This window comes from Bradyrhizobium sp. CCBAU 53415, from assembly GCF_028128735.1.
Classification (GTDB): Bacteria; Pseudomonadota; Alphaproteobacteria; order Rhizobiales; family Xanthobacteraceae; genus Bradyrhizobium.
Genome location: NZ_LBJF01000027.1, coordinates 741,443 through 761,824 on the forward strand (window position 1 = coordinate 741,443; position 20,382 = coordinate 761,824).

The 20,382-nt window shown below is 62.8% G+C and carries 16 protein-coding genes; 6 read left to right on the top strand and 10 right to left on the bottom strand.

Features of this window, described 5'->3' with window-relative positions:
- Nucleotides 1–10 precede the first annotated feature (10 nt).
- The 5 genes from oxlT to XH87_RS31570 all read right to left on the bottom strand — a co-directional run bounded on the left by oxlT (nt 11) and on the right by XH87_RS31570 (nt 5,437).
- The gene (gene oxlT, locus XH87_RS31550; RefSeq protein ID WP_271590240.1) at nt 11–1,300 is read right to left on the bottom strand and encodes an oxalate/formate MFS antiporter; all 1,290 of its coding nucleotides are present in this window, start codon (nt 1,298–1,300) and stop codon (nt 11–13) included.
- 407 nt (nt 1,301–1,707) lie between these two features.
- Nucleotides 1,708–3,207: a tripartite tricarboxylate transporter permease gene (locus tag XH87_RS31555; RefSeq protein ID WP_035699600.1), complete on the bottom strand. Its 1,500-nt coding sequence runs from the start codon at nt 3,205–3,207 to the stop codon at nt 1,708–1,710.
- Nucleotides 3,208–3,250: 43 nt separating this feature from the next.
- Nucleotides 3,251–3,742: a tripartite tricarboxylate transporter TctB family protein gene (locus XH87_RS31560; protein ID WP_271590241.1), complete on the bottom strand. Its 492-nt coding sequence runs from the start codon at nt 3,740–3,742 to the stop codon at nt 3,251–3,253.
- 88 nt (nt 3,743–3,830) lie between these two features.
- Nucleotides 3,831–4,838, bottom strand: coding sequence for a Bug family tripartite tricarboxylate transporter substrate binding protein (locus XH87_RS31565; protein WP_442868325.1), 1,008 nt, complete (start codon nt 4,836–4,838; stop codon nt 3,831–3,833).
- Nucleotides 4,839–5,299: 461 nt separating this feature from the next.
- Nucleotides 5,300–5,437, bottom strand: a complete 138-nt coding sequence (locus tag XH87_RS31570) for a hypothetical protein (RefSeq protein WP_193374072.1) — start codon at nt 5,435–5,437, stop codon at nt 5,300–5,302.
- A gap of 264 nt (nt 5,438–5,701) precedes the next feature.
- On the opposite strand from XH87_RS31570, the gene zigA reads away from it, so the two are divergent.
- Together zigA and XH87_RS31580 are read left to right on the top strand one after the other, a co-directional pair.
- Nucleotides 5,702–6,907: a zinc metallochaperone GTPase ZigA gene (zigA, locus tag XH87_RS31575; protein ID WP_271590242.1), complete on the top strand. Its 1,206-nt coding sequence runs from the start codon at nt 5,702–5,704 to the stop codon at nt 6,905–6,907.
- Between the two features lie 124 nt (nt 6,908–7,031).
- Entirely contained in the window at nt 7,032–8,351 is a 1,320-nt protein-coding gene (locus XH87_RS31580; RefSeq protein WP_271590243.1) for an Hsp70 family protein, read from the top strand.
- Nucleotides 8,352–8,388: 37 nt separating this feature from the next.
- Here the strand turns inward: XH87_RS31580 and XH87_RS31585 are convergent, their stop codons facing one another.
- From XH87_RS31585 to XH87_RS31600, 4 genes are all read right to left on the bottom strand, one after another.
- Complete coding sequence (locus XH87_RS31585) at nt 8,389–8,835, bottom strand: c-type cytochrome (protein WP_271590244.1); 447 nt, start codon at nt 8,833–8,835, stop codon at nt 8,389–8,391.
- A 143-nt stretch (nt 8,836–8,978) separates the two neighbouring features.
- Nucleotides 8,979–10,265 carry a serine hydrolase domain-containing protein gene (locus XH87_RS31590; RefSeq protein WP_442868326.1) on the bottom strand — a complete coding sequence of 429 codons (1,287 nt, stop codon included), beginning with the start codon at nt 10,263–10,265 and terminating at the stop codon, nt 8,979–8,981.
- 304 nt (nt 10,266–10,569) lie between these two features.
- Complete coding sequence (locus XH87_RS31595; protein ID WP_271590245.1) at nt 10,570–11,013, bottom strand: SRPBCC family protein; 444 nt, start codon at nt 11,011–11,013, stop codon at nt 10,570–10,572.
- 188 nt (nt 11,014–11,201) lie between these two features.
- Complete coding sequence (locus XH87_RS31600) at nt 11,202–12,272, bottom strand: SphA family protein (RefSeq protein WP_271590246.1); 1,071 nt, start codon at nt 12,270–12,272, stop codon at nt 11,202–11,204.
- 563 nt (nt 12,273–12,835) lie between these two features.
- On the opposite strand from XH87_RS31600, the gene XH87_RS31605 reads away from it, so the two are divergent.
- The 3 genes from XH87_RS31605 (at nt 12,836) to XH87_RS31615 (ending at nt 18,261) form a co-directional block, all read left to right on the top strand.
- The gene (locus XH87_RS31605; RefSeq protein ID WP_271590247.1) at nt 12,836–15,367 is read left to right on the top strand and encodes an arylsulfatase; all 2,532 of its coding nucleotides are present in this window, start codon (nt 12,836–12,838) and stop codon (nt 15,365–15,367) included.
- 172 nt (nt 15,368–15,539) lie between these two features.
- Nucleotides 15,540–15,815, top strand: a complete 276-nt coding sequence (locus XH87_RS31610) for a hypothetical protein (protein ID WP_271590248.1) — start codon at nt 15,540–15,542, stop codon at nt 15,813–15,815.
- A 340-nt stretch (nt 15,816–16,155) separates the two neighbouring features.
- Nucleotides 16,156–18,261, top strand: coding sequence for a tetratricopeptide repeat protein (locus XH87_RS31615; protein ID WP_271590249.1), 2,106 nt, complete (start codon nt 16,156–16,158; stop codon nt 18,259–18,261).
- A 76-nt stretch (nt 18,262–18,337) separates the two neighbouring features.
- On the opposite strand, the gene XH87_RS31620 is transcribed toward XH87_RS31615, so the two are convergent.
- Nucleotides 18,338–19,027, bottom strand: coding sequence for a hypothetical protein (locus XH87_RS31620; protein WP_271590250.1), 690 nt, complete (start codon nt 19,025–19,027; stop codon nt 18,338–18,340).
- A 170-nt stretch (nt 19,028–19,197) separates the two neighbouring features.
- Here XH87_RS31620 and bioB point away from each other — a divergent pair, with 170 nt between their 5' ends.
- Nucleotides 19,198–20,199: a biotin synthase BioB gene (bioB, locus tag XH87_RS31625; RefSeq protein WP_271590251.1), complete on the top strand. Its 1,002-nt coding sequence runs from the start codon at nt 19,198–19,200 to the stop codon at nt 20,197–20,199.
- Nucleotides 20,200–20,382 lie beyond the last annotated feature (183 nt).

Here is a 20,382-nt window from a genome sequence, read left to right on the forward strand (position 1 = left end):
GGCGGAGCGGTCAGATGGTCGATTTCGCGACCACGACCTTGCGCCAGGGTTTCAGCACCGCGATCGCCAGCAGCGAAGCCAGGATGTTGGCGCCGGCCGCGATGATGAACACGCTGTCCCAGGTGCCCGACGATTGCTGCATGTAGTTGGCGATCGGCACCAGAAGCGCGGCGGTGCCCTTCGCGGTATAGAGCAGGCCTGCATTGGTGGTCGCGAACTTGGCGCCGAACGTGTCGGTGCAGGTCGAGGGGAACAGCGAGTAGATCTCACCCCAGGCGAAGAACACGAAGCCCGAGAGCAGCACGAACCAGATCGGATCGTGGCCCCAGAGGTAGAGCATCCAGATGCCGACACCTTCCATGCCGAAGGCGATGAACATCGTGTTCTCGCGGCCGATCATGTCGGAGATCCAGCCGAAGAACGGACGCGTCAGGCCGTTGAGCACGCGATCGATCGTGGCCGCGAACGTCACCGCCGTCATCGTCACCGCCATCAGCGTGACCGGCACGTTGTCGACCTTCCAGTCGGCCGCGATCGGCTTCAGGTTTGCGGTCACCATCAACCCGCCGGCGCCGACGATCACGAACATGAAGTACATCAGCCAGAAGACCGGCTGACGCAGCACCTCGGTCGGCTGATAGTTGCGCCGGGTCTGCAGCAGATTGGCGTTCGCAACCACGTTCGGCACCTGGCCCGCTTTCGGCGCGAGCAGGAAGAAGGCGAGGATGCAGATGACGATACCTTGCCCGAGGCCGAAATAGAGGAAGGTGGTCTGGAAGCCGCTGTCCTTGATCATGGCCTGGATCGGCGCGACTGTCAGCGCAGAGCCCGCACCGAAGCCCGCGGCGGTGATGCCGGCGGCAAGACCGCGCTTGTCCGGGAACCATTTCAGCGCATTGCCGACGCAGGTGCCGTAGACGGCGCCGGCGCCGATGCCTGCGATGATCATGCCGAGATAGTAGCCGTTGAGCGAGGTGGCCTGAGCGTTGATCGCCCAGCCGATGGCGCAGAGCACGCCGCCGACCAGCACGACCACGCGCGGTCCGTATTTGTCGACGAACCATCCTTCGACCGGCACGAGCCAGGTCTCGAACAGCACGAACAGCGTGAAGGCCCATTGAATCGAGGCGCGATCCCAGCCGAACTTTTTCTGGATGTCAGGGACGAAGAACGTCCAGCCATATTGGTAGTTGGCGATCATCACCATCGCCGCCACGCCGATCGCCAACTGCGCCCAGCGATAGGCATCGCTTACGCGTGCGGCATTGGGGGCCGCTGCCGACTGCACCATGTCCGTCATTAAAAACCCTCCCGAATGCGCCGATCATTTTTATGCATGCGCTGCCCGCATCCTGGTATTCATTATGCCAAGATTCAAGCGGAGGACGGGAGGTGCGGCGAAATAACGCGGGCGTGTTCACATGCGCCATGAGTGCGGGATTGTAAAGCCCAAATCGCCGCCGGCGCGCCGGCGGCGATGGCGGCTGAGCTCATTCAAATAATTGATTCAGCGAACACTTTCGTGCCGTCACGGCGTTGCAAGACCACTGTTGAAAGCCCGCACGCTTTGAGAATTTTCCACGCGTGCGCTGGTCGCGCCAGCCGAGGCGCGGTCCGTCAACAACCACGCATTCCTGGAATTCTATATTCCAGAAGTCCGACCTGCGGCAATTTGGCGTCGGCGGCGCCGATTGCGCAGGTGGCACCTCACGCCATCGACGTGCGCAGCCGGCTATAGCCTTCCTGGATCGCGGACCAGAACAGGGCGACCAGGCCGAGCGCCATGATCGTGCTGACGAGGCCGTTGGAGAAGAACACCCCGAGCGATCCCTGCGATCCCAGCAGCGATTGGCGGAAGGCTTCCTCGGCCTTGTCGCCGAGCACGATGGCGAGCACCAGCGGGGCGAGCGGGTAGTTGCACTTCTTCAGGAGATAGCCGAGCACGCCGAACACCAGCATCAGCATCACGTCGAAGGTGCTGTTGTGTACCGAATACGCGCCGATCGCACAGAGCACCAGGATGAGCGGCGCGATGATGCCGAAGGGCACGCGGAGGATGGCGGCGAAGAGCGGCACGCAGGTGAGCACGACGAGGAGGCCGGCGAGATTGCCGAGATACATCGATGCGATCAGGCCCCAGACGAATTCCTTCTGCTCGACGAACAGCATGGGGCCGGGCTGCAGGCCCCAGATCAACAATCCGCCGAGCAGGACGGCGGCGGTCGGGGACCCGGGCACGCCGAGCGAGAGCATCGGCAGCAGCGCGGAGGTGCCCGCGGCATGCGCGGCCGTCTCCGGCGCGATCACGCCCTCGATCTCGCCCTTGCCGAAATTGTTGCCGCGTCGCGCCAGGCGCTTGGCGATGCCGTAGCTCATGAAGGAGGCCGGCGTTGCGCCGGCGGGCGTGACGCCCATCCAGCAGCCGATCAGGCAGGAACGCAGCGAGGTGATCCAATAGGCCGGCAACTCCCGCCAGGTCTGCAGCACCACGCGAAGGTTGATGGTGGCGTTGCCGCCGCGGAACGCCAGCCCTTCCTCCATGGTCAGCAGGATCTCGCCGATGCCGAACAGGCCGATCACGGCGATCAGGAAGTCGAAGCCGTTGAGCAACTCGGTGACACCGAAGGTCAGCCGCAACTGTCCGGTGATCGAATCGAGGCCCACCGCCGCGAGCGCAAAACCCATCATCATGGCCGCGATCGTCTTGAACGGCGGCTCCTTGCTCAGGCCGACGAAGCTGCAAAAGGCGAGGAAGTATACCGCGAACTTCTCCGCCGGACCAAATCGCAGTGCGAAGCCCGCGACGAGGGGCGCGACCAGCGTGATCATGATCACGGCAAACAGCGCGCCCACGAAGGAGGAGGTGAAGGCTGCGGTCAGGGCTTCGCCGGGTCTGCCCTGTTGCGCCATCGGATAGCCGTCGAAGGTGGTCGCCACGGACCAGGGCTCGCCGGGTATGTTGAAGAGGATCGAGGTGATGGCGCCGCCGAACAATGCGCCCCAATAGATGCAGGACAGCATGATGATCGCCGAAGTCGGCGGCATGCTGAAGGTCAGGGGAAGGAGGATCGCCACGCCGTTGGCGCCCCCTAACCCCGGCAGCACGCCGATGATGACCCCGAGCGTGATGCCGATGATCATCAGCATGATGTTGTAGGGCTGCAGGGCGACCGCGAAGCCGTGAAACAGATTGGCTAACTCTTCCATATCGATACGTCCTGCAGCAGTGACGGAAACGACGGCGCAGCTCTTACAGACCGAGCCATTCCTCGAACGGACCCTTGGGCAGCGGGACCAGGAACCAGCGCTCGAAAACGAGATAGGTCAGCACCGGCATGCCGACCGCCACTGCGATAGTCGTCAGCCAGCGATAGCCGCCCAGCCAGCGCATGAACCAGGGGATAAAGACCATCGAGGCGACGTAGAGGCCGATGAACGGCATCGAGCCGACATAGATCGCGGTCGGCACGACGACGCTCATCACCTGGCGCAGTTGTCTCCATTCTGCGAACAGCCGGCCATCGTCGTCGCGTTGCGCATGCCAGAGGTTGATGGCGCTCGCAACGACGATGGCGGCGCCGACATAGAAGGGGAAGAAGCCGGCGCGCGGGCCCTCGGCGCCCCAGTTGATGCCGGCCTTCAGGCTGCCGAAGATGACGACGAGGCCGAAGGCGCCGATCAACAGCGCCATCCCGATTTCCAGCGTCTTGTGGGTCGGGCCGCGTTCAGATCGTTCAGACATGGGGGCCTCCGGGCGGAATGGCGGTGTTCCGCGGTCGCGGCGGGGCGTGAGGACGAGCAGCGTCCTCAGCCGTCGCCGATGTCGCGGCTCAATTCCCCGATGCGAGGAAGCCGGCTTCCTTCATCAAGCCTTCGTGGCGCTTCTCCTCGGCCTCGATCCACTTGGCGTAGTCGGCGCCAGTCATGAAGGTTGTATTGAAGGCGCCGTTCTTCATGAACTCCTGCCATTCCGGCGTGGCGCGTACCTTCTTGAACAGCTCGACGTAGTATTCGACCTGGTCCTTCGTGGCCCTGGGCGACATGAAGATGCCGCGCAGCATGAGATAGTCCATCGCAAGGCCCTGCGACTTGCAGGTCGGAATATCCTTCCAGGCCTTGCCGTCGGCGATCGGTTCGTCATACGCCATCGGCTGGGCGTCGAAGACGCAGAGCGGACGAAGCTTGCCGCCGCGCCATTGCGCGACCGCCTCGATCGGATTGTTGACGGTCGAATCGAGGTGATTGCCGACGAGCTGCACCGCGACCTCACCGCCGCCCTTGTAAGGGATGTAGGTGAACTTCGAGCCGATCGCCTTCTCGATGCCGACCGTGATGATCTGGTCTTCCTGCTTCGAGCCGGTGCCGCCCATCTTGATCGAGCCAGGCGGCGCCTTCTTCACGGCATCGACGTAATCCTTGACGCTGTTGTACGGCTTCTCGGCGTTGACCCAGAGCACGAACTCATCGAGCGCCAGCATCGCGACCGGGGTCAAATCCTTCCAGTTGAACGGAATCCCCGTGGCCAGCGGCGTCGTGAACAGGTTCGAGAGCGTGATGATGATCTTGTGCGGATTGCCCGACGACGTCTTCACATCGAGGAAGCCTTCACCGCCCGCGCCGCCCGCCTTGTTGATGACGACCAGCGGCTGCTTCATCAGGTTGTGCTTGGTGACGATGCCCTGAATGGTGCGTGCCATCTGATCGGCGCCGCCGCCGGTGCCCGCGGGCACGATGAACTCGACCGGACGGACCGGCTCCCAGGCAGCACGGCTTGCGGTGCTGCTGGCGCACGACATCGCGATTGCCGCCAAAGCGACATTCAGAACGGATGGCTTCATTTGTTTCTCTCCCTGTCGAACCCTCAACGCAGCCGCTCTTCGTCGACTTGCGTCAGCCCATCTCGATTCAGATGCCTGGTGTCATCCTTGCGGTCGATCTCCCATGGCAATCCCGGTAGAAACTGTATGAGCAGGGGCAGGGCGCGGCATCCGCTCCTTTCGGCTAAGATCCCGCCAAGGTTCGAGGCAAATGTGCCCCTCTGCCGTTCCCGCCTTGCGTTACGTTTCCCCGCCTTACACTTTGGATTGTGCAACCGTTCTTGCTTGTCCAATGGTATGCGCGATGCCAGCGAACAGACAATCGGATCGGCGGTCGGTCCGGCGGACGAATTGTCGCAGTTGTGGTCGGAAGCCAGGCAGGGAGGCAACAGAAAATGGCCCCGAACATGCGGGGCCATTTGGTCGAACCTGGCGTCTGCGGGGTCTGTCAGCCCACCGTTTGGCGGGCGGGCAAGGCCTTCCTACAGGCCGAAACGCGGCAGGTCGCCGTTGTGATTGGAAATCTCTGCGCTCGCCATCAGGAAGCTGTCGATCGCGGCCATCAGGCGGGCGAACAGCGATGAGGAGGAGGCGAGAGCGACGGCAGCGGTCTTGGACATCGGAGATCCCTTTCTCGAGACAGTCATTCTTGCTGCCTCATTTCGAAAGGCAATCTATGTATACCAGATGCCAGCGTCCATACGTTTGTTTGCATAGCAGCATTCGTTGTTCCGCATTGCGGCATGGGCGGTGGGTTCCCCCCGCCGGCAGGGCACCTTGACAGGGGCACGTCGGACAGAGAATGTTATGTTATAACATAACATAATGAGATGCCGTGTCTCGCCGTCCTCGACCCATCCCGCTCAAAAGGCTGTTCGACCTCCATGCCCAAACTTCCCGTCACCGTCCTGTCCGGCTTCCTCGGGGCTGGAAAGACCACTTTGTTGAACCACGTCCTGAACAACCGGCACGGCCTGAAAGTGGCGGTGATCGTGAACGACATGAGCGAGGTGAACATCGATGCGGAACTGGTCCGCGATGGTGGTGCCAACCTCTCGCGGACTGACGAGAAACTGGTGGAGATGACCAATGGCTGTATCTGCTGCACCCTGCGCGATGATCTCCTGAGGGAGGTACGTGCGCTCGCCGAAAGCGGGCGCTTCGATTATCTGCTGATCGAATCGACGGGCATTTCGGAGCCGCTCCCGGTCGCAGCGACGTTCGATTTCCGCTCGGAAGAGGGCGAAAGCCTCTCCGACATCGCCCACCTGGACACGATGGTGACGGTGGTCGACGCCGCCAACCTGCTGAAGGACTATTCCTCGACCGAGTTCCTCGGCGAGCGCGGCGAGGTGCTGGACGGCGACAAGCGGACGCTGGTCGATCTCCTCGTGGAGCAGATCGAGTTCGCCGACGTGATCGTCCTCAACAAGGTGGACGATGCCTCGCCGCAACAGCGCGAGGCGGCACGGCAGATCATCCGCTCGTTGAATCCCGAAGCCGGCATCATCGAGGCCAATCACAGCCGCGTGCCCTTCGACCGCGTGCTCAACACCGGCCGGTTCGACTTCGAGAAGGCCCAGCAGCATCCGCTCTGGTACAAGGAGCTCTATGGTTTCGCCGACCACGTGCCTGAAACGCAGGAATATGGCGTGAGGAACTTCGTCTACCGCGCCCGCAGGCCGTTCGATCCATCGAAGTTCGACACGTTCGTCAAGGGGGCCTGGCCCGGCGTGATCCGGGCGAAGGGTCATTTCTGGCTGGCGACGCGGCCGCAATGGCTCGGTGAAATCAGCCAGGCGGGAGCGATCGTGAGGACCGAAGCGCTGGGTTTCTGGTGGGCGAGCGTTCCAAGGGAGCGGTGGCCGAACGACGAGGCCTGGCGCAAGCGGCTCGGCCAGTATTGGGACAAGGTGTACGGCGATCGCCGCCAGGAGATCGTGTTCATCGGCACCGGCATGGACGAAGCCGAGATCCGCCGCAGGCTGGACGCATGCCTTGTCCCTGATACGTCCACCATGGACATCGCCGCATGGTCCGCTCTCGCCGATCCGTTTCCGGCCTGGCGTCGCGGCGAGCAGTCCAACTGATCGACGTGAATATCAAAGCCTCGGCGTGAGGTCCGGGCGCGACCATCTCCGACCAGGTCTTGCAAGGGGACGGCAAAGCCGTTAGTGCTCTGCCCCCCTTTCCAATCATCTGTCAGAGTGGTTCATGTCGAGCGCCTCGCCCGCCGTCTCGATCGGCATCGATTTTGGGACCAGCAATACGGTCGTCGCGATTGCGGCGGACGACCGCCGGGTCGAGGCCATCCGCTTCGATCATGGCGGACAGCGCCACAGCGTCTACGTGTCGGCCCTGTGCTTCTGGGAGGACCGGCCTGGCGCCGGCGCCCAGGCCGAGGGCGGTCCGTGGGCGATCGAGCAGTTCCTCGAAGGGCGTCACGTCTACCGCTTCCTCCAGTCGTTCAAGACGTTTGCAGCGAGCAGCAGCTTCAACACCACCCAGGTGTTCCGGCAGCGCTACAAGTTCGAGGATATTCTGGCGGCGTTCCTGCGGACGCTGGCGCGCCATGGCGGAGGGAAGTTCGGCTTCGAGGCGGCGAACATCACGGTCGGCCGCCCGGTGCGCTTTGCCGGCGGCAATCCCGACGAGGCGCTGGCGATGCAGCGCTACCGCGCCGCGTTCGAGCGCTTGGGGGCCGGCCACGCGCGCTACGTCTACGAGCCCGTGGGCGCGGCATTCTCCTTTGCCCGAAGGCTGGAGCGCGATGCCACCGTGCTGGTTGCCGATTTCGGCGGCGGCACCAGCGATTTCTCCGTGATGCGTTTCTCGCGTGCGGGCGGCAGCCTTCGCGCCGAGCCGCTCGGCCATGCCGGCATCGGCATTGCCGGCGACACCTTCGACTACCGCATCGTCGACCACGTCGTCTCGCCGCGGCTCGGCAAGGGCTCCAGCTTCCGCTCGTTCGACAAGGTGCTGCCGGTCCCGAGCGGCCACTACACCAACCTCGCGCGCTGGCATCAGCTCGCGATGATGAAGAGCAACGGCGATCTGCGCGAGCTCCGCGAGCTTGCGCGCACCGCGCTGAAGCCTGATCTGCTCGAGGATTTCATCACCATCGTCGATCTCGACCTCGGCTTTGCGCTCTACCGCGCCGTGTCCGACGCCAAGGTCGCGCTGTCGGCGCGGGACGAGGTGGACTTCCGCTTCAAGGGCGGCGGCGTCGAGATCGGCGCGGCCATCACACGGAAGAATTTTGAAGCCTGGATCGCCGACGATATCGCCCGGTTGGGGGCGACCGTCGACAAGGTGCTGGGCGAGGCCGGCATCACCGCGCGCGAGGTCGAGAAGGTGTTCTTGACCGGCGGCACGTCCTTCGTGCCGGCCGTCCGGAAACTGTTCGCCGAGCGGTTCGGCAACGAGCGGCTGATGTCAGGCGACCAGTTCGAGTCGATCGCCTACGGGCTTGCGCTGATCGGACATAGCCCCGAACCGGATCGCTGGGCAGCAAGTCAGGCCACGGTCGCGTAGCAGGCGGCAGCGTTCCTGCGGCGACGCTGTTCGGTCGCTATTTCTGCTGAATTCGGTTCAGGTAGTCGATCACGGCGAGAATGCGCGTCCGCACGACGACCTCCGGGTTTTGCTGCGGCCCGGCTTTTTGCCAATAATAGGGATCAACGGTGTGAGGCAGGTTGACGATGGGGTTGAATCGTTCGCCCCAGACCGGCATTTCACGCGTGCCGTGAGCCGGGACCGATTTCGACCCATAGATGATTTCGTAAACGGCGTTGGTGGGAAACACCCCGTTGTTGTTCTTGGCCAGCATGGTCAAGTCCGAAGGCGGTGTCTTGAGCTGGCCGCTGACCGGTCCCTTCCCCTTTGCGTCGGCGCCATGACAACTCGCGCACGAAGACAGAAATTCCGCCTTCCCGATGTCGACTTCTTCGGCCTTGGCGGCGGCAGCGAAACCAGCGGCAAGACCGGCAATGATCAACCATTCGACAGCAGATCTCATCATCTCGCCTCCGACGCCGGCAGGGAAGACTCGTGCTCCTAGCCGCTTTGCCCTTTTGACAGTTTGACGCACATCAAGACCGCACAGCCAGAACTGAAGCGTGCACATCGGTTTGCAGTCGCTCGCTCGCCGACCTGACGCCGTCAGTTCTCCATCGCCTCATAAATCAGCTGCTTCACAGTTCTCTGGATGCGCTGGCGCTCCGAAGGCGTCTGCTCGAGCAAGACGAAGAACATGTCCTGCTTGGGATCGATCACGAAATAGCACCCGCTGGCGCCGTCCCATTTCAGTTCGCCCAGATCGCCCGGCGGCGGCGGCTTGGCGTTGCCCGGATCGGTGCGTACGGCGAGGCCGAGCCCAAAGCCGAAACCGTCGCCCGGAAAGTAGAAGAAGTCCCGCTCGACGCCCGATCCGGGCCCGACCTGATCCGTCGTCAGCAGCTTGAACGCCTTGGGGCTGAGAATGGTCTTGCCCTCGTACGTGCCGCCATTGAGCAGCATTTGAGCGAAGCGAGCGTAGTCCGCCATCGTCGAGACCATGCCGCCACTGGCGTACATCATCTTCTTCGGCTTGGTCGGATCGTTTTCGCGCCCCACCCGGAAATCGCTGTCGTTCGGCATCGGCTGGGCGAGCAACTTCTGCTTGTCGGGGGCGCCGACGAAGAAGCCGGTGTCCTTCATGCCGAGCGGATCGAGCAGCTTTTCCCTCTCGACCTCGATCAGCGACTTCCCGGACGTGATTTCCATGATCCGCGCCAGGATGTCGGTGGAATGGCCATACTGCCAGAGTGCGCCGGGTTGATTGTGCAGCGGCAGTTTTGCGATCCGCTCGGCGAACTCGGCGAGGTCGAAATCACCGGCATAGATATCGGCAGCCTTGTAGGCCTTGCGAACCAGGCTGTCGCCGTAGAAGCCGTAGGTGACGCCGGAGGTCTGACGCATCAGGTCGAGCACTGTCGGCGGCCGGTTCGGCGGCACCAGTTCGAGCGTCTTGGTACCGTCGCTGGCTTGCTTCTCGACGCCGACCTTCACATTTGCAAACGAGGGAATGTATTTTGCAACCGGGTCGTCGAGGGAGAACTTGCCCTCGTCGATCATCTGCACGGCAACCACGCTGGTGATGGCCTTGGTCATCGAGAACAGGCGGAAGATGGTCTGGTCGGTGATCGGGGCCTTCGACACCACGTCCTGCACGCCGAAGGCTTGGTGATAGACCGGCTTGCCGTGCTGTTGGATGAGCAGGATCGCTCCGGGAATCTTCCCCGTCGCCACTTCGTTTCGGAAGAACTCGTCGATCTTTGCCAGCCTGTCCTTGTTGAAATGTGCTCCCGCGGGAATTTCAAAAGTCCCTTCGGCCCGGGCCGAAGCTGCCGCGGCCGCAACAAGCAGCGCGCCACAGGCAAACATCCGCAACGCCTGGAATGGTTTCATCAACCCCCTCCCGATTCCGCCCGAGTTTAGCCGTCCGCTCAACCGGCACAAGGGGCATCGAACTGCAGGGAGCGCCTGCATGCAGGCGGGAGGGCGCTTGCTGCGCCACGTCTGTTCCGAATATTTCCGCTTGTGGGCGTGGGAGCTCCCGCGCCGGGGCTGCGGCTGGCCCGTTGCACCACTGAAATATATCGCCGTGATCGTGCCGCCCGGCGCTTCGTGCCGACCTCCCTCGCAAGGCAAGCGGGAGAGGTTGAACGCGCCCGCGGCCCGGATGGTTCGGCCCGAAGCTATTTCGTTCAGACTACTGGTTGATCTCCGGTTCGACCAGCCTTGCGAGGTTTCGCAGCGATTCCTGCCAGCCGAGATAACAGGCCTCCGGCGGGATGACGTCCGGGATGCCTGACTGCGTGATGTCGATTTCGGTTCCGACCGAGACCTTCTTCAGGATCACGGTCACCTCGATCAGGCCGGGCAGATTGGGATCGTCGAACTTGTCGGTATAGCGGATGCGTTCGCCGGGGACGAGTTCGACATATTCGCCACCAAACGAATGCCCGTTGCCCGTGGTGAAATTCCGGAACGACATCTTGAACGTGCCCCCGACCTTGGGCTCGAAATGATGCACGGCGCAGGTGAAGCCGTTCGGCGGAAGCCATTTCGCCATCGCATCGGCCTCCAGGAAGGCGCGATAGACTTTCTCCGGGCTGGTGGCCAGGACGCGGTGCAGGCGGACAGTATTGGGCATGTTTCGTTCATCCTCAGTGATTGATGGGCCCGAGTTTGGCGTCTATGGCCCATTCATGTCACGAGGACGACCGGGAAGCCGCCGATCCGACACGCGTCTTGGATTTTTTTGTCGAGGACGCCGCGGCAGATGGTCTGGCGCGAGCCGCTAGGCGGCCGCCACACCACCGGCGTCATTGTGAACGCCCGTCACTTCGTGATGACGTGCTTCGTCGGCGCGACAGTGCTGGTGGGCGCCATCGGTGAGATCGAGAACGTCAGCCACGTATTCCAGCCAGCCGGCCGATTTTCTGCGGCGAACTCGCCATAGCCCTTCAAGTTCAAATATCCCTGCCAGCCGCCGACCGGAAACAGGTATCCGATCTGAGGACCGACTCCCACCACGCGCGACCGGAAACCACCCAGGATCGGCGGCTGGCCAAAATCGTCCGTGATCTGTTGGTAATAGTAGCCGACCAGCCCGACGAAGAGCTGCTTCGAAAGAAACTGCGAAGCACCCCAGTCGATGTGGAAATCGATGCCGCTTTGGTATTGCGTGTCAGGGTTCTTGAAATTGTAAGTGAACCCGGCGACCGCCGAAAATTCGTGCCCCAACTTCTCATTGAAGTAGGTGTAGCCGCCGCCGCCGTCGATCGCGCCGTGACCGATGCCAAGGTTTGCAAGACGCATCGGATCGTAGGCGCCGACCGGAACGTCGCCGGTCAGATATGTCATGAAATTGTGGATGCCCGCGTTCCACTTCAGTGTCATCTGCGGATATAGGTCGCCAATGGAGGTGACCGAATCAGAAAGCGAGCCCGTGCGGGTTGTCGCAAACGGCCCGACCGCCGCCGTTAGTGTTCCGTCGAGCGTTGCGGCGGATCGGCCAAACAAGCCGGTGACGCCGATTGCTAATTGTCCGCCGAGTACCGACGTTGCAAATGTGTAGGTTGGGTTGAGCAGGAGAAGGTCTCCCTGCGCGTTCAAGCGCAAATTCAAATCGACATTGACGTTGGCGGGGATTCGGCCGACACGAATTTCTCGCGCCGCTGCGGCGCTACCGAAGGCCGAGACGCTCGTGTGATAATAGACCTCGGCCATTGACCAGCCAGGGACCGCAGGCACCGCCGCAAGGCTGCTGAAGCGTCCCGGAAGCCAATACGAAACTCCGTCCTCATCGGCATAAGCAGCGTTCGACACGAAGCTGGCCAACGCCACCGCTACGCCGATCGTTGCTCGAACAAGAAAGCGAGACCAGGGTTCGGGTATGAACCGCGTCATTTATTGTCCTCCCGCCAACAAACGACAGTGTATCAGGCTGTGATTCCATGTCTCGCTCCAAGGTAGCAATCTCATGAAGTCCCTCAGACCTGTTGCGCTGAGGTCACGTAGGTTCGCCCGCAAGAATAGCTGCCGCCGTCTGCAGACGGTGCTTTCGCCAGCTCCCAGGCGCCAACTACCGACAGCAACGCTGCCGCATGTGGCAACAATGGTATTACCTTGCTCATTTGATGGGACTCAGAGCCTTCCGCGTCATTTGGCACCATTGATCTGGATCAAGGCTCGACGATCAGATGCGATCTGAGGTAGAGCTATGAAACGTGGCAGTGTATTTGCAATGAATATTCCCAAAATTTCTGATCTCACTACCTTCGTCGTCAACGCTCCGGCATTTGAGCAGCAAACATAACGACGGACGAGCCGGTCAAAGCATCGCACGTCCGCGAACCGTTCGAGTCAAATCAAGACCTACCCAAATTACACATGGGGCGACGTGCTGCTGTCTAGGAGAGACGATCCGGTTTCCAGCCAATTTAGGCCAGTTTGGTCTTCGGGAGGAGCCAATGATGAGTGTCTCGAACCTGCATCACCGAGTTACGCTACGCATTCTGCTCGGTTCTCTCTTGCTGTTACCATTGACGGTATTTAGCGCGGACGCTCAGCAAACTACGGGCATCCCCGGTTCGCCGAACGCGACCACCACCATCGATGGCCGCACTCTGCCGCCGCCGCCCCAGCCTTTCCGCGGCGAGATCGGCCTCGATGCCTTGCGATCCAAGTCGGCCTGGCCGATGCGCGTGGTGCCCCCGAAGGGCGCGCCCAACGTGCTCCTGATCCTCACCGATGATGTTGGATTCGGTGCGCCGTCCACTTTCGGCGGCGTCATTCCCACGCCGACCCTCGACCGCATCGCGGCCAACGGCCTGCGCTACTCCAACTTCCACACCACATCGTTATGCTCGCCGACGCGCGCGGCGCTGATCACCGGGCGCAATCACCACTCCGCCGGCTTCGGCGTGATCTCGGAACAGGCGACGGGCTTCCCCGGCTACGACAGCATCATCACGAAAGACACCGGCACCATCGGCCGCATCCTGCTGGAAAACGGCTACCGCACGTCCTGGTTCGGCAAGAATCACAATACGCCGACGTATCAGGCAAGCCAGGCCGGGCCGTTCGATCAATGGCCAGGCGGCATGGGGTTTGAATATTTCTACGGCTTCATCGGCGGCGACACCACCCAGTGGCAGCCGCTGCTATTCCGCAACACGACCCGCATCGAGCCCTATCGTGGGAAGCCGCAGTGGAATCTTATCACCGGCATGGCGGACGAGGCGGTCGACTGGCTCAGCCAGCTCAACGCCATCGATCCGGCGATGCCCTTCCTGCTTTACTACGCGCCGGGCGGCACCCACGCGCCACACCATCCGACACCGGAGTGGATCAAGAAGATCAGCGACATGCACCTGTTCGACAAGGGCTGGAACGCGGTGCGTGATCAGATTTTCGCCAACCAGAAACGTCTCGGTGTGATCCCGCAGGACGCCAAGCTCACGCCCTGGCCGGACGATCTGCTGAAGAGCTGGGACAAGTTGAGCGACGAGGAGAAGAAGCTCTTCATCCGCCAGGCTGAGGTTTACGCCGCCTATCTCGCCTATACCGACCATGAGATCGGCCGCGTCGTGCAGGCGGTCCAGGACATGGGCAAGCTCGACAATACGCTGATCATCTTCATCAGCGGCGACAATGGCGCATCCGCCGAAGGCACCGCCAACGGCACCCCGTTCGAGCTCGTTCCGTTCAACGGCATCACTGTGCCGATCGCGGACCAGATGCCGTTCTATGACGCCTGGGGCACCGACAAGACCTATCCGCATTATTCTATCGGCTGGGCCTGGTGCTTCGACACGCCGTTCAAGTGGACGAAGCAGATTCCCTCCTTTTTCGGCGGGACGCGCAACGGCATGGCGATCTCCTGGCCGGCGCGGATCACCGACAAGGGCGGCATCCGTCACCAGTTCCACCACGTGATCGACATCGTGCCGACCCTGCTGGAAGCCGCCGGCATTCCGGCGCCGGTGACGATCGACGGCATCGCGCAGAAGCCGATCGAGGGCGTCAGCCTCGCCTATACCTTCGACAAGGCGAAGGCCGACGCGCCGTCACCTCACCGCACGCAGTATTTCGAGATGATGGGCGTGCAGGGGCTCTACAACGAGGGCTGGATGCTCAGCGCAGTTCCGCAGCGCGCGCCCTGGGATCTGGCCGGCAAGGCGATCCCGAATCCCGCCTCTGCGTTCAAGTTCGAGCTCTACGATGTGAAGAACGACTGGACGCAGATGAACGATGTGGCCGCGGCCAACCCCGCCAGGGTGCAGGAGATGCGTGACCTGATGTTCGGCGAGTTCGCCAAATATCAGGTGCTGCCGCTCGACGCCTCGGCCGCCACGCGGCTCGCTTCTCCGCGCCCCTCGGTCACGGCGGGCCGCAGGGAGTTCACCTATACGACGCCAGTGGTGCATCTGGCTGAAAGTGTCGCGCCGAACCTGCTCAACACGTCCTACACCATCACCGCCGAAGTCGACGTGCCGCAGGGAGGCGGTGAGGGCGTCGTCGTCACCTACGGCGGGCGGTACGGCGGCTACGGGCTGTATCTGCTCAAGGGCAAGCCGGTGTTCCTGTGGAACCTGATGGGGCTCGGAATGGTGCGCTGGGACGGCGGCGACCTCGCGCTCGCTCCCGGAAAACATACCCTGAAGTTCGACTTCAAATACGACGGGCTCGGCTTCGCCACGCTCGCCTTCAACAGCGTCAGCGGCATCGGCCAGGGCGGCACCGGCACCCTCACGGTGGACGGCAAGACCGTCGCGACGAAGAAGATGGAGCGTACCGTTCCTCTCATCCTGCCGATCGACGAGACCTTCGACATCGGCGAGGACTCCGGCACGCCGCTGGACGATGGCGACTACCAGGTGCCGTTCGCCTTCACCGGCAAGGTCAATAAGGTGACGGTCGAGCTCGATCCACCGAAACTGACCGCGGAGGACGAGAAGAAGCTGATGGATGGCGCCCGCCTCGCGCGTGACGCCAAATAGGATCGGTGCCGATGGCCGAGCGCCGCGAACTGGTTTCACGGCCGGGTGTACGGCATTCGCCAGCGAACTCGTTGAATAGACCCTGGAACAATGAGTCGCAAAGGCGGGGCGTCCGCCCCACCTCCCTGTTCCGTCTGATTGATCGTTTGCCACTGGCAAAGGTGGAGGCATCGTGAAAGTTCGTTTCATCCTTATCTCAGCCCTGTCTTTCGGCATTCTGCCGGTCGGATCCGTTTGCTTCGCGCAAACTGACGGCGAAACGCCTCAGGGTATGCTCGCAGCCCAGATCCGCATGCAGGGCTTTGCCTGTGACAAGCCGCTCGGCGCCAGCAAGGACACAAAGCGCTCGAAGCCGGATCATGAGGTCTGGGTTCTCAAATGCGACAATGGGACCTATCGGGTCAGCCGCTTTCCCGACATGGCAGCGAAGGTGGAGGCCCTTCGATGACCCGGTCACGGCGACGCTTTTGATGTTCTGCCTCCGGTGAGCAGACGTGGCAAAAGATTCGCGAAAGAACCGCAAGCGCGAAACGGCCGGCACGAAGGCGCGCGCGCCTGAACCTGCTCATCCCGCGCAACAGTCCTCGGCCACCAGGCTGAAGGCCGCTGTACTGATGGGCGGTTCGCTGCTCGTTCTGATCGCGGGGGTACTACTCTGGCCCAGAATTTCGAACGTCCCAGCCAGACCACAGCAAATGGCCGAACTGACCTTCGTCGGTAGCGAAGCGTGCAGCAGCTGCCATGCGAGGCAGGCTATGCTCTGGCAGAACTCGCAGCACCGACACGCGATGGATCATGCGACCGACCAATCCGTTCGTGGCGATTTCAACGACGCGGTGTTTGCATACGCCGGCACTCGCTCGCGCTTCTCTCGTCGTGGTCGCAAGTTTCTCGTCGAGACAGACGGATCGGACGGCAAGCTTGCGACCTTCGAGATCAAGTACACGTTTGGCTTCGACCCGCTACAGCAATATCTGATCGAGTTTTCGGACGGCCGCATCCAGGCCCTGTCCATCGCCTGGGACACCAGGCCGAAAGACCAGGGCGGGCAGCGCTGGTTTCATCTCTATCCGGATGCCGCGATCACCAGTAACGACCCCTTGCACTGGACCAGGCTGAATCAGAATTGGAATTTCATGTGCTCCGAGTGTCATTCGACCGGCGTACAGAAGAACTACGACGCTGCCGATAACCGCTTCGCGACGACCTTCGCCGAGATCAGCATTGGTTGCGAGGCGTGCCACGGTGCGGGCTCGCGCCACGTCGCCTGGGCGCACGGCAAGCCGGCGGCGCGCGAGGCCGATAACGGCCTGCTGGTCCGCTTCGACGAGCGCACCGGCATCACCTGGTCCGCCTCCGCCGGCTCATTGACGCCCGCACGCAGCGCGCCGGCGCCGGTCCTGCGCAAGGAGGTCGAGACCTGCGGGCGCTGCCACGCGCGCCGCGGGCAGCTTTCGGAAGACTGGATACCGGGCCGACCGCTCTCCGACACCCACCGCGTATCGCTGCTCGACCGCCAACGCTTCCATGCCGACGGCCAGATGCGCGACGACGAGGAGACCTACAATTACGCACCCTTCAAGCAGAGCAGGATGTTCGCCAAGGGCGTGACCTGCAGCGATTGCCACGATCCGCACAGCGCAACGTTGAAGGCGCCCGGAGACGGCGTTTGCTCGCAGTGTCATACGCCCGCCAAGTATGAATCCGCGGCGCACCGGCACCACGCCGGTGTCTCGCCGCCGCTGGGCTGTCCGGCCTGCCATATGCCGGAGCGCCGCTACATGGTCGTCGATCGCCGCCACGACCACGGCTTCCGCGTTCCGCGTCCCGATCTCTCGGTGCAGACGGGCGCACCGAATGCGTGCAACCACTGCCATCGCGACAAGCCAGCGGCCTGGGCAGCGTATCAGATCGAGGGCTGGTTCGGGCCGGAGCGACGCGGCCATCAGATCTATGCACCTGCCTTCCACGCTGCCTGGAGCGAAGCTGCCGACGCGCAAGCGCGGCTTGCCGCAATCGCCGAATCGGCCGACGTTCCTGCTATCGTCCGCGCCAGCGCGCTGGCGGAGCTTCCGGCACCGGATCTCGATCTGATCCGGCATGGGCTTTCCGACCCCGATCCGCTCGTGAGGCTCGGCGCGCTCGATCGGCTCGAAGGAGTGCCGGCCGATCAGCTCTGGCCGCTCGCTTCGCCGCAGCTGGACGATCCCGTGCGAGGTGTGCGCGTCCGCGCCGCAGAACTTCTGGCCGCCATGCCTCCAGCGCGCCAGCCAGCGGCCGATCGCGACAAGTTCATGCGGGCGGCTGCCGAATTCGTTGCTGCGCAGAAGCTGAATGCGGATCGGCCGGATTCGCGAACGGCGCTCGGCAACTTCTTCCTGCGCCAGGCCAATCCCGGCGCGGCGGAGGCCGAATACCGCGCCGCCCTCAGGCTCGATCCCTCGTTTGCGGCGGCCGCCGTCAACCTGTCCGACTTGTATCGGCAGCTCGGGCGCGACAGTGACGGGGAGAAAGTCCTGCGTGAAGCACTCTCCGCGTCGGCGCAGGACGCATCTCTCCACCACGCGCTTGGCCTGACACTCGTGCGCCAGAAGCGCAGCGAGGAGGCCATCGACGAGTTGCATCGGGCGACCTCTCTTGACCCCGGCCAAATGCGGTACGCCTATGTCTATGCTGTCGGACTGAACGGAATGGGCCGGCGCGACGATGCGCTTTCTGTGCTCAATCAGAGTCTGCGCAGACATCCGAACAATCTGGAGCTGCTTTCAGCTGCTTTGAGCTTCAGCAGGGAGAAGGGGGATATCGAAGCAGCGCTTCGTTACGCCGAGCGACTGGCGCTCTTCCGACCTGACGATCCACGATTGAGGAACCTGATCAGAGAGCTCAAGCGATAGCTGGGCCGGGAAGCGAGCGGCGCCGCGCTGGCGGGCTCTCGCCAAAGACAGGCTGGCCGGCCCTTGCTTCGATCTGTCAGATCGCCGCCATGTCCTGTGGCGTCATCGTGAACGCCAGCCGGTAGCGGCCGACCGTCGGGTGATTCTGAGCGCCCGCGGCGCAAAGCACCCGCGTCGAGAGCTGGTCGCCAACCGCGCGTTCGACCACGTCGCAATCATAGCCAGACAGCAGCACGATCCAGTCGGCGGCGCCGTCTTTGCCGCGGATCTGTTGCTCGGTCGTGGGCGCGCTCGTGGGAGGCGTCTCGGTGAGGAAAAGGTGGGCGCCTGTCAGTCCCGGCTTCTGCGCCAATGCGCCGAGCGTTTCCGAGATGCGTGTCCGCAACTCTGCCTCCCGTCCGACGTCCGGCGACAGCCTGATGGTCGCAAGCGATGCCGCGATGCCGCCGCCAAAGCTCGCCACGATCCGGCACTGGCTGCGCACCATGCCGAGATGATGCGGCATCATCTTCCTCGACCACGGCGTCGGCGCGTTGAGCCGGTCGAGATATCCCTTCGACGTGAGCACCTCATATTGCTCGAGCTCGTAGAGCACGAAGAAGCCTTCGGCATCCGTCGTGCTGCTCCAGCGCGATCCGCGCCGGAAGCCGGGAATGCTCATCCGCTCCGGAAAATGCTCATGCGAGTGCCAGTCGCCGAACTCGTTGCGCTGCTCCGGGCGAACGCTCCACCACATCGCAACCGCGGCCTTGCCGAGCAGTGCCATGCTGACCTCCCTTTCTCGGGCAGTTTGCCTCAATGCCAACGGCGGCGGCAAGGTGTGCCGCCTCGACAAGCGAAGCCACAATTCCGCTACCGTTCTCGTCCAACTCACGACCGAAAGCGGCCAACCTCGCGATCGAGCGATGGTCCCGCCGCATTGTCAGGAGATGTGTGATGCTCGGCGCGAAAGAAGGGGAGACCAAACCAATCCCCTCACAAGAAAAATCCCCGGCTCGCGCGGTAACCCAGGAATGGACCAGCCAGGATGCCTGGGCGGTCTACCAGCTTCCCTTCAACGATCTGCTGTTCCGTTCACAATCCGTGCATCGCGAGCATTTCGACCCAAATCGCGTGCAGTTGAGTCGGCTGCTGAACATCAAGACCGGCGGTTGCCCGGAAGACTGCGGCTATTGCAGCCAGTCGTCGCATCATTCAACAGCTGTTGCGCCCTCCAAGCTGATGGAGGTCGAGAAGATCGTCGCCGAGGCGCGCAAAGCCAAGGAGAGTGGCGCGACGCGCTATTGCATGGGAGCGGCCTGGCGTAATCCGAAGCCGCGCGACATGGATGCCATCGTCGGGATCGTCGGCGCCGTGAAGCAGCTTGGGCTCGAGACCTGCATGACGCTCGGCATGCTCGACCGCGGGCAGGCCGACCGGCTGAGCGCGGCCGGGCTCGACTACTACAATCACAATATCGATACGTCGGAGCGCTACTATACGAGCGTCATCTCCACACGCACATTCGCCGATCGTCTCGATACGCTTTCGCATGTCCACGAGGCCGGCATGAAAGTGTGCTGCGGCGGCATTCTCGGCATGGGTGAGAGCGAACAGGACCGCGTCGACATGCTGGTCACGCTCTCCAACCTCCCGAAAGCGCCGGAGAGCGTGCCGATCAACATGCTGATCCCGATTGCGGGAACGCCGATGGCGAAAGCGCCGCCGATCGGTCCGATCGAGTTCGTGCGCATCGTCGCGCTGGCGCGCATCATGATGCCGGCCTCATTCGTGCGGCTCTCGGCAGGGCGCTCGGCCATGACCGACGAGATGCAGGCGCTGTGCTTCTTTGCCGGCGCAAACTCGATCTTCGTCGGCGACACGCTGCTGACGGCGGGCAATCCGCAGGACGAGGCCGATCGAAAGCTGTTCCGCCGGCTCGGGCTGGAAGCTCTTTGAGGCATCGACGGTGCTTCGATGTGCATGGGGTTGTTTTTTTCATTTTCTTCGCTGATGCGTCTGTCAGCGCTGCCTTCCCAAGCAAAAAGGGCCGCCCCTTCGGGCGGCCCTGTCGTCTCGTTCGATGCGTCCCGCTTACTCCGCGGCCTGCTTCTGCGGCGGGTCGAGCGCGCCGGACGTATG

Excerpts from the sequence above, each read along its gene's own strand:
- XH87_RS31580 (WP_271590243.1), top strand. The coding sequence starts at position 7,032 with ATGTCGAGCGCCTCGCCCGCCGTCTCGATCGGCATCGATTTTGGGACC.
- XH87_RS31620 (WP_271590250.1), bottom strand. The coding sequence starts at position 19,027 with ATGGCACTGCTCGGCAAGGCCGCGGTTGCGATGTGGTGGAGCGTTCGC.
- oxlT (WP_271590240.1), bottom strand. The coding sequence starts at position 1,300 with ATGACGGACATGGTGCAGTCGGCAGCGGCCCCCAATGCCGCACGCGTA.
- bioB (WP_271590251.1), top strand. The coding sequence starts at position 19,198 with ATGCTCGGCGCGAAAGAAGGGGAGACCAAACCAATCCCCTCACAAGAA.
- XH87_RS31565 (WP_442868325.1), bottom strand. The coding sequence starts at position 4,838 with ATGAAGCCATCCGTTCTGAATGTCGCTTTGGCGGCAATCGCGATGTCG.
- XH87_RS31605 (WP_271590247.1), top strand. The coding sequence starts at position 12,836 with ATGATGAGTGTCTCGAACCTGCATCACCGAGTTACGCTACGCATTCTG.
- XH87_RS31600 (WP_271590246.1), bottom strand. The coding sequence starts at position 12,272 with ATGACGCGGTTCATACCCGAACCCTGGTCTCGCTTTCTTGTTCGAGCA.
- zigA (WP_271590242.1), top strand. The coding sequence starts at position 5,702 with ATGCCCAAACTTCCCGTCACCGTCCTGTCCGGCTTCCTCGGGGCTGGA.
- XH87_RS31595 (WP_271590245.1), bottom strand. The coding sequence starts at position 11,013 with ATGCCCAATACTGTCCGCCTGCACCGCGTCCTGGCCACCAGCCCGGAG.
- XH87_RS31615 (WP_271590249.1), top strand. The coding sequence starts at position 16,156 with ATGGATCATGCGACCGACCAATCCGTTCGTGGCGATTTCAACGACGCG.
- XH87_RS31560 (WP_271590241.1), bottom strand. The coding sequence starts at position 3,742 with ATGTCTGAACGATCTGAACGCGGCCCGACCCACAAGACGCTGGAAATC.
- XH87_RS31590 (WP_442868326.1), bottom strand. The coding sequence starts at position 10,265 with ATGAAACCATTCCAGGCGTTGCGGATGTTTGCCTGTGGCGCGCTGCTT.
- XH87_RS31555 (WP_035699600.1), bottom strand. The coding sequence starts at position 3,207 with ATGGAAGAGTTAGCCAATCTGTTTCACGGCTTCGCGGTCGCCCTGCAG.
- XH87_RS31570 (WP_193374072.1), bottom strand. The coding sequence starts at position 5,437 with ATGTCCAAGACCGCTGCCGTCGCTCTCGCCTCCTCCTCATCGCTGTTC.
- XH87_RS31585 (WP_271590244.1), bottom strand. The coding sequence starts at position 8,835 with ATGAGATCTGCTGTCGAATGGTTGATCATTGCCGGTCTTGCCGCTGGT.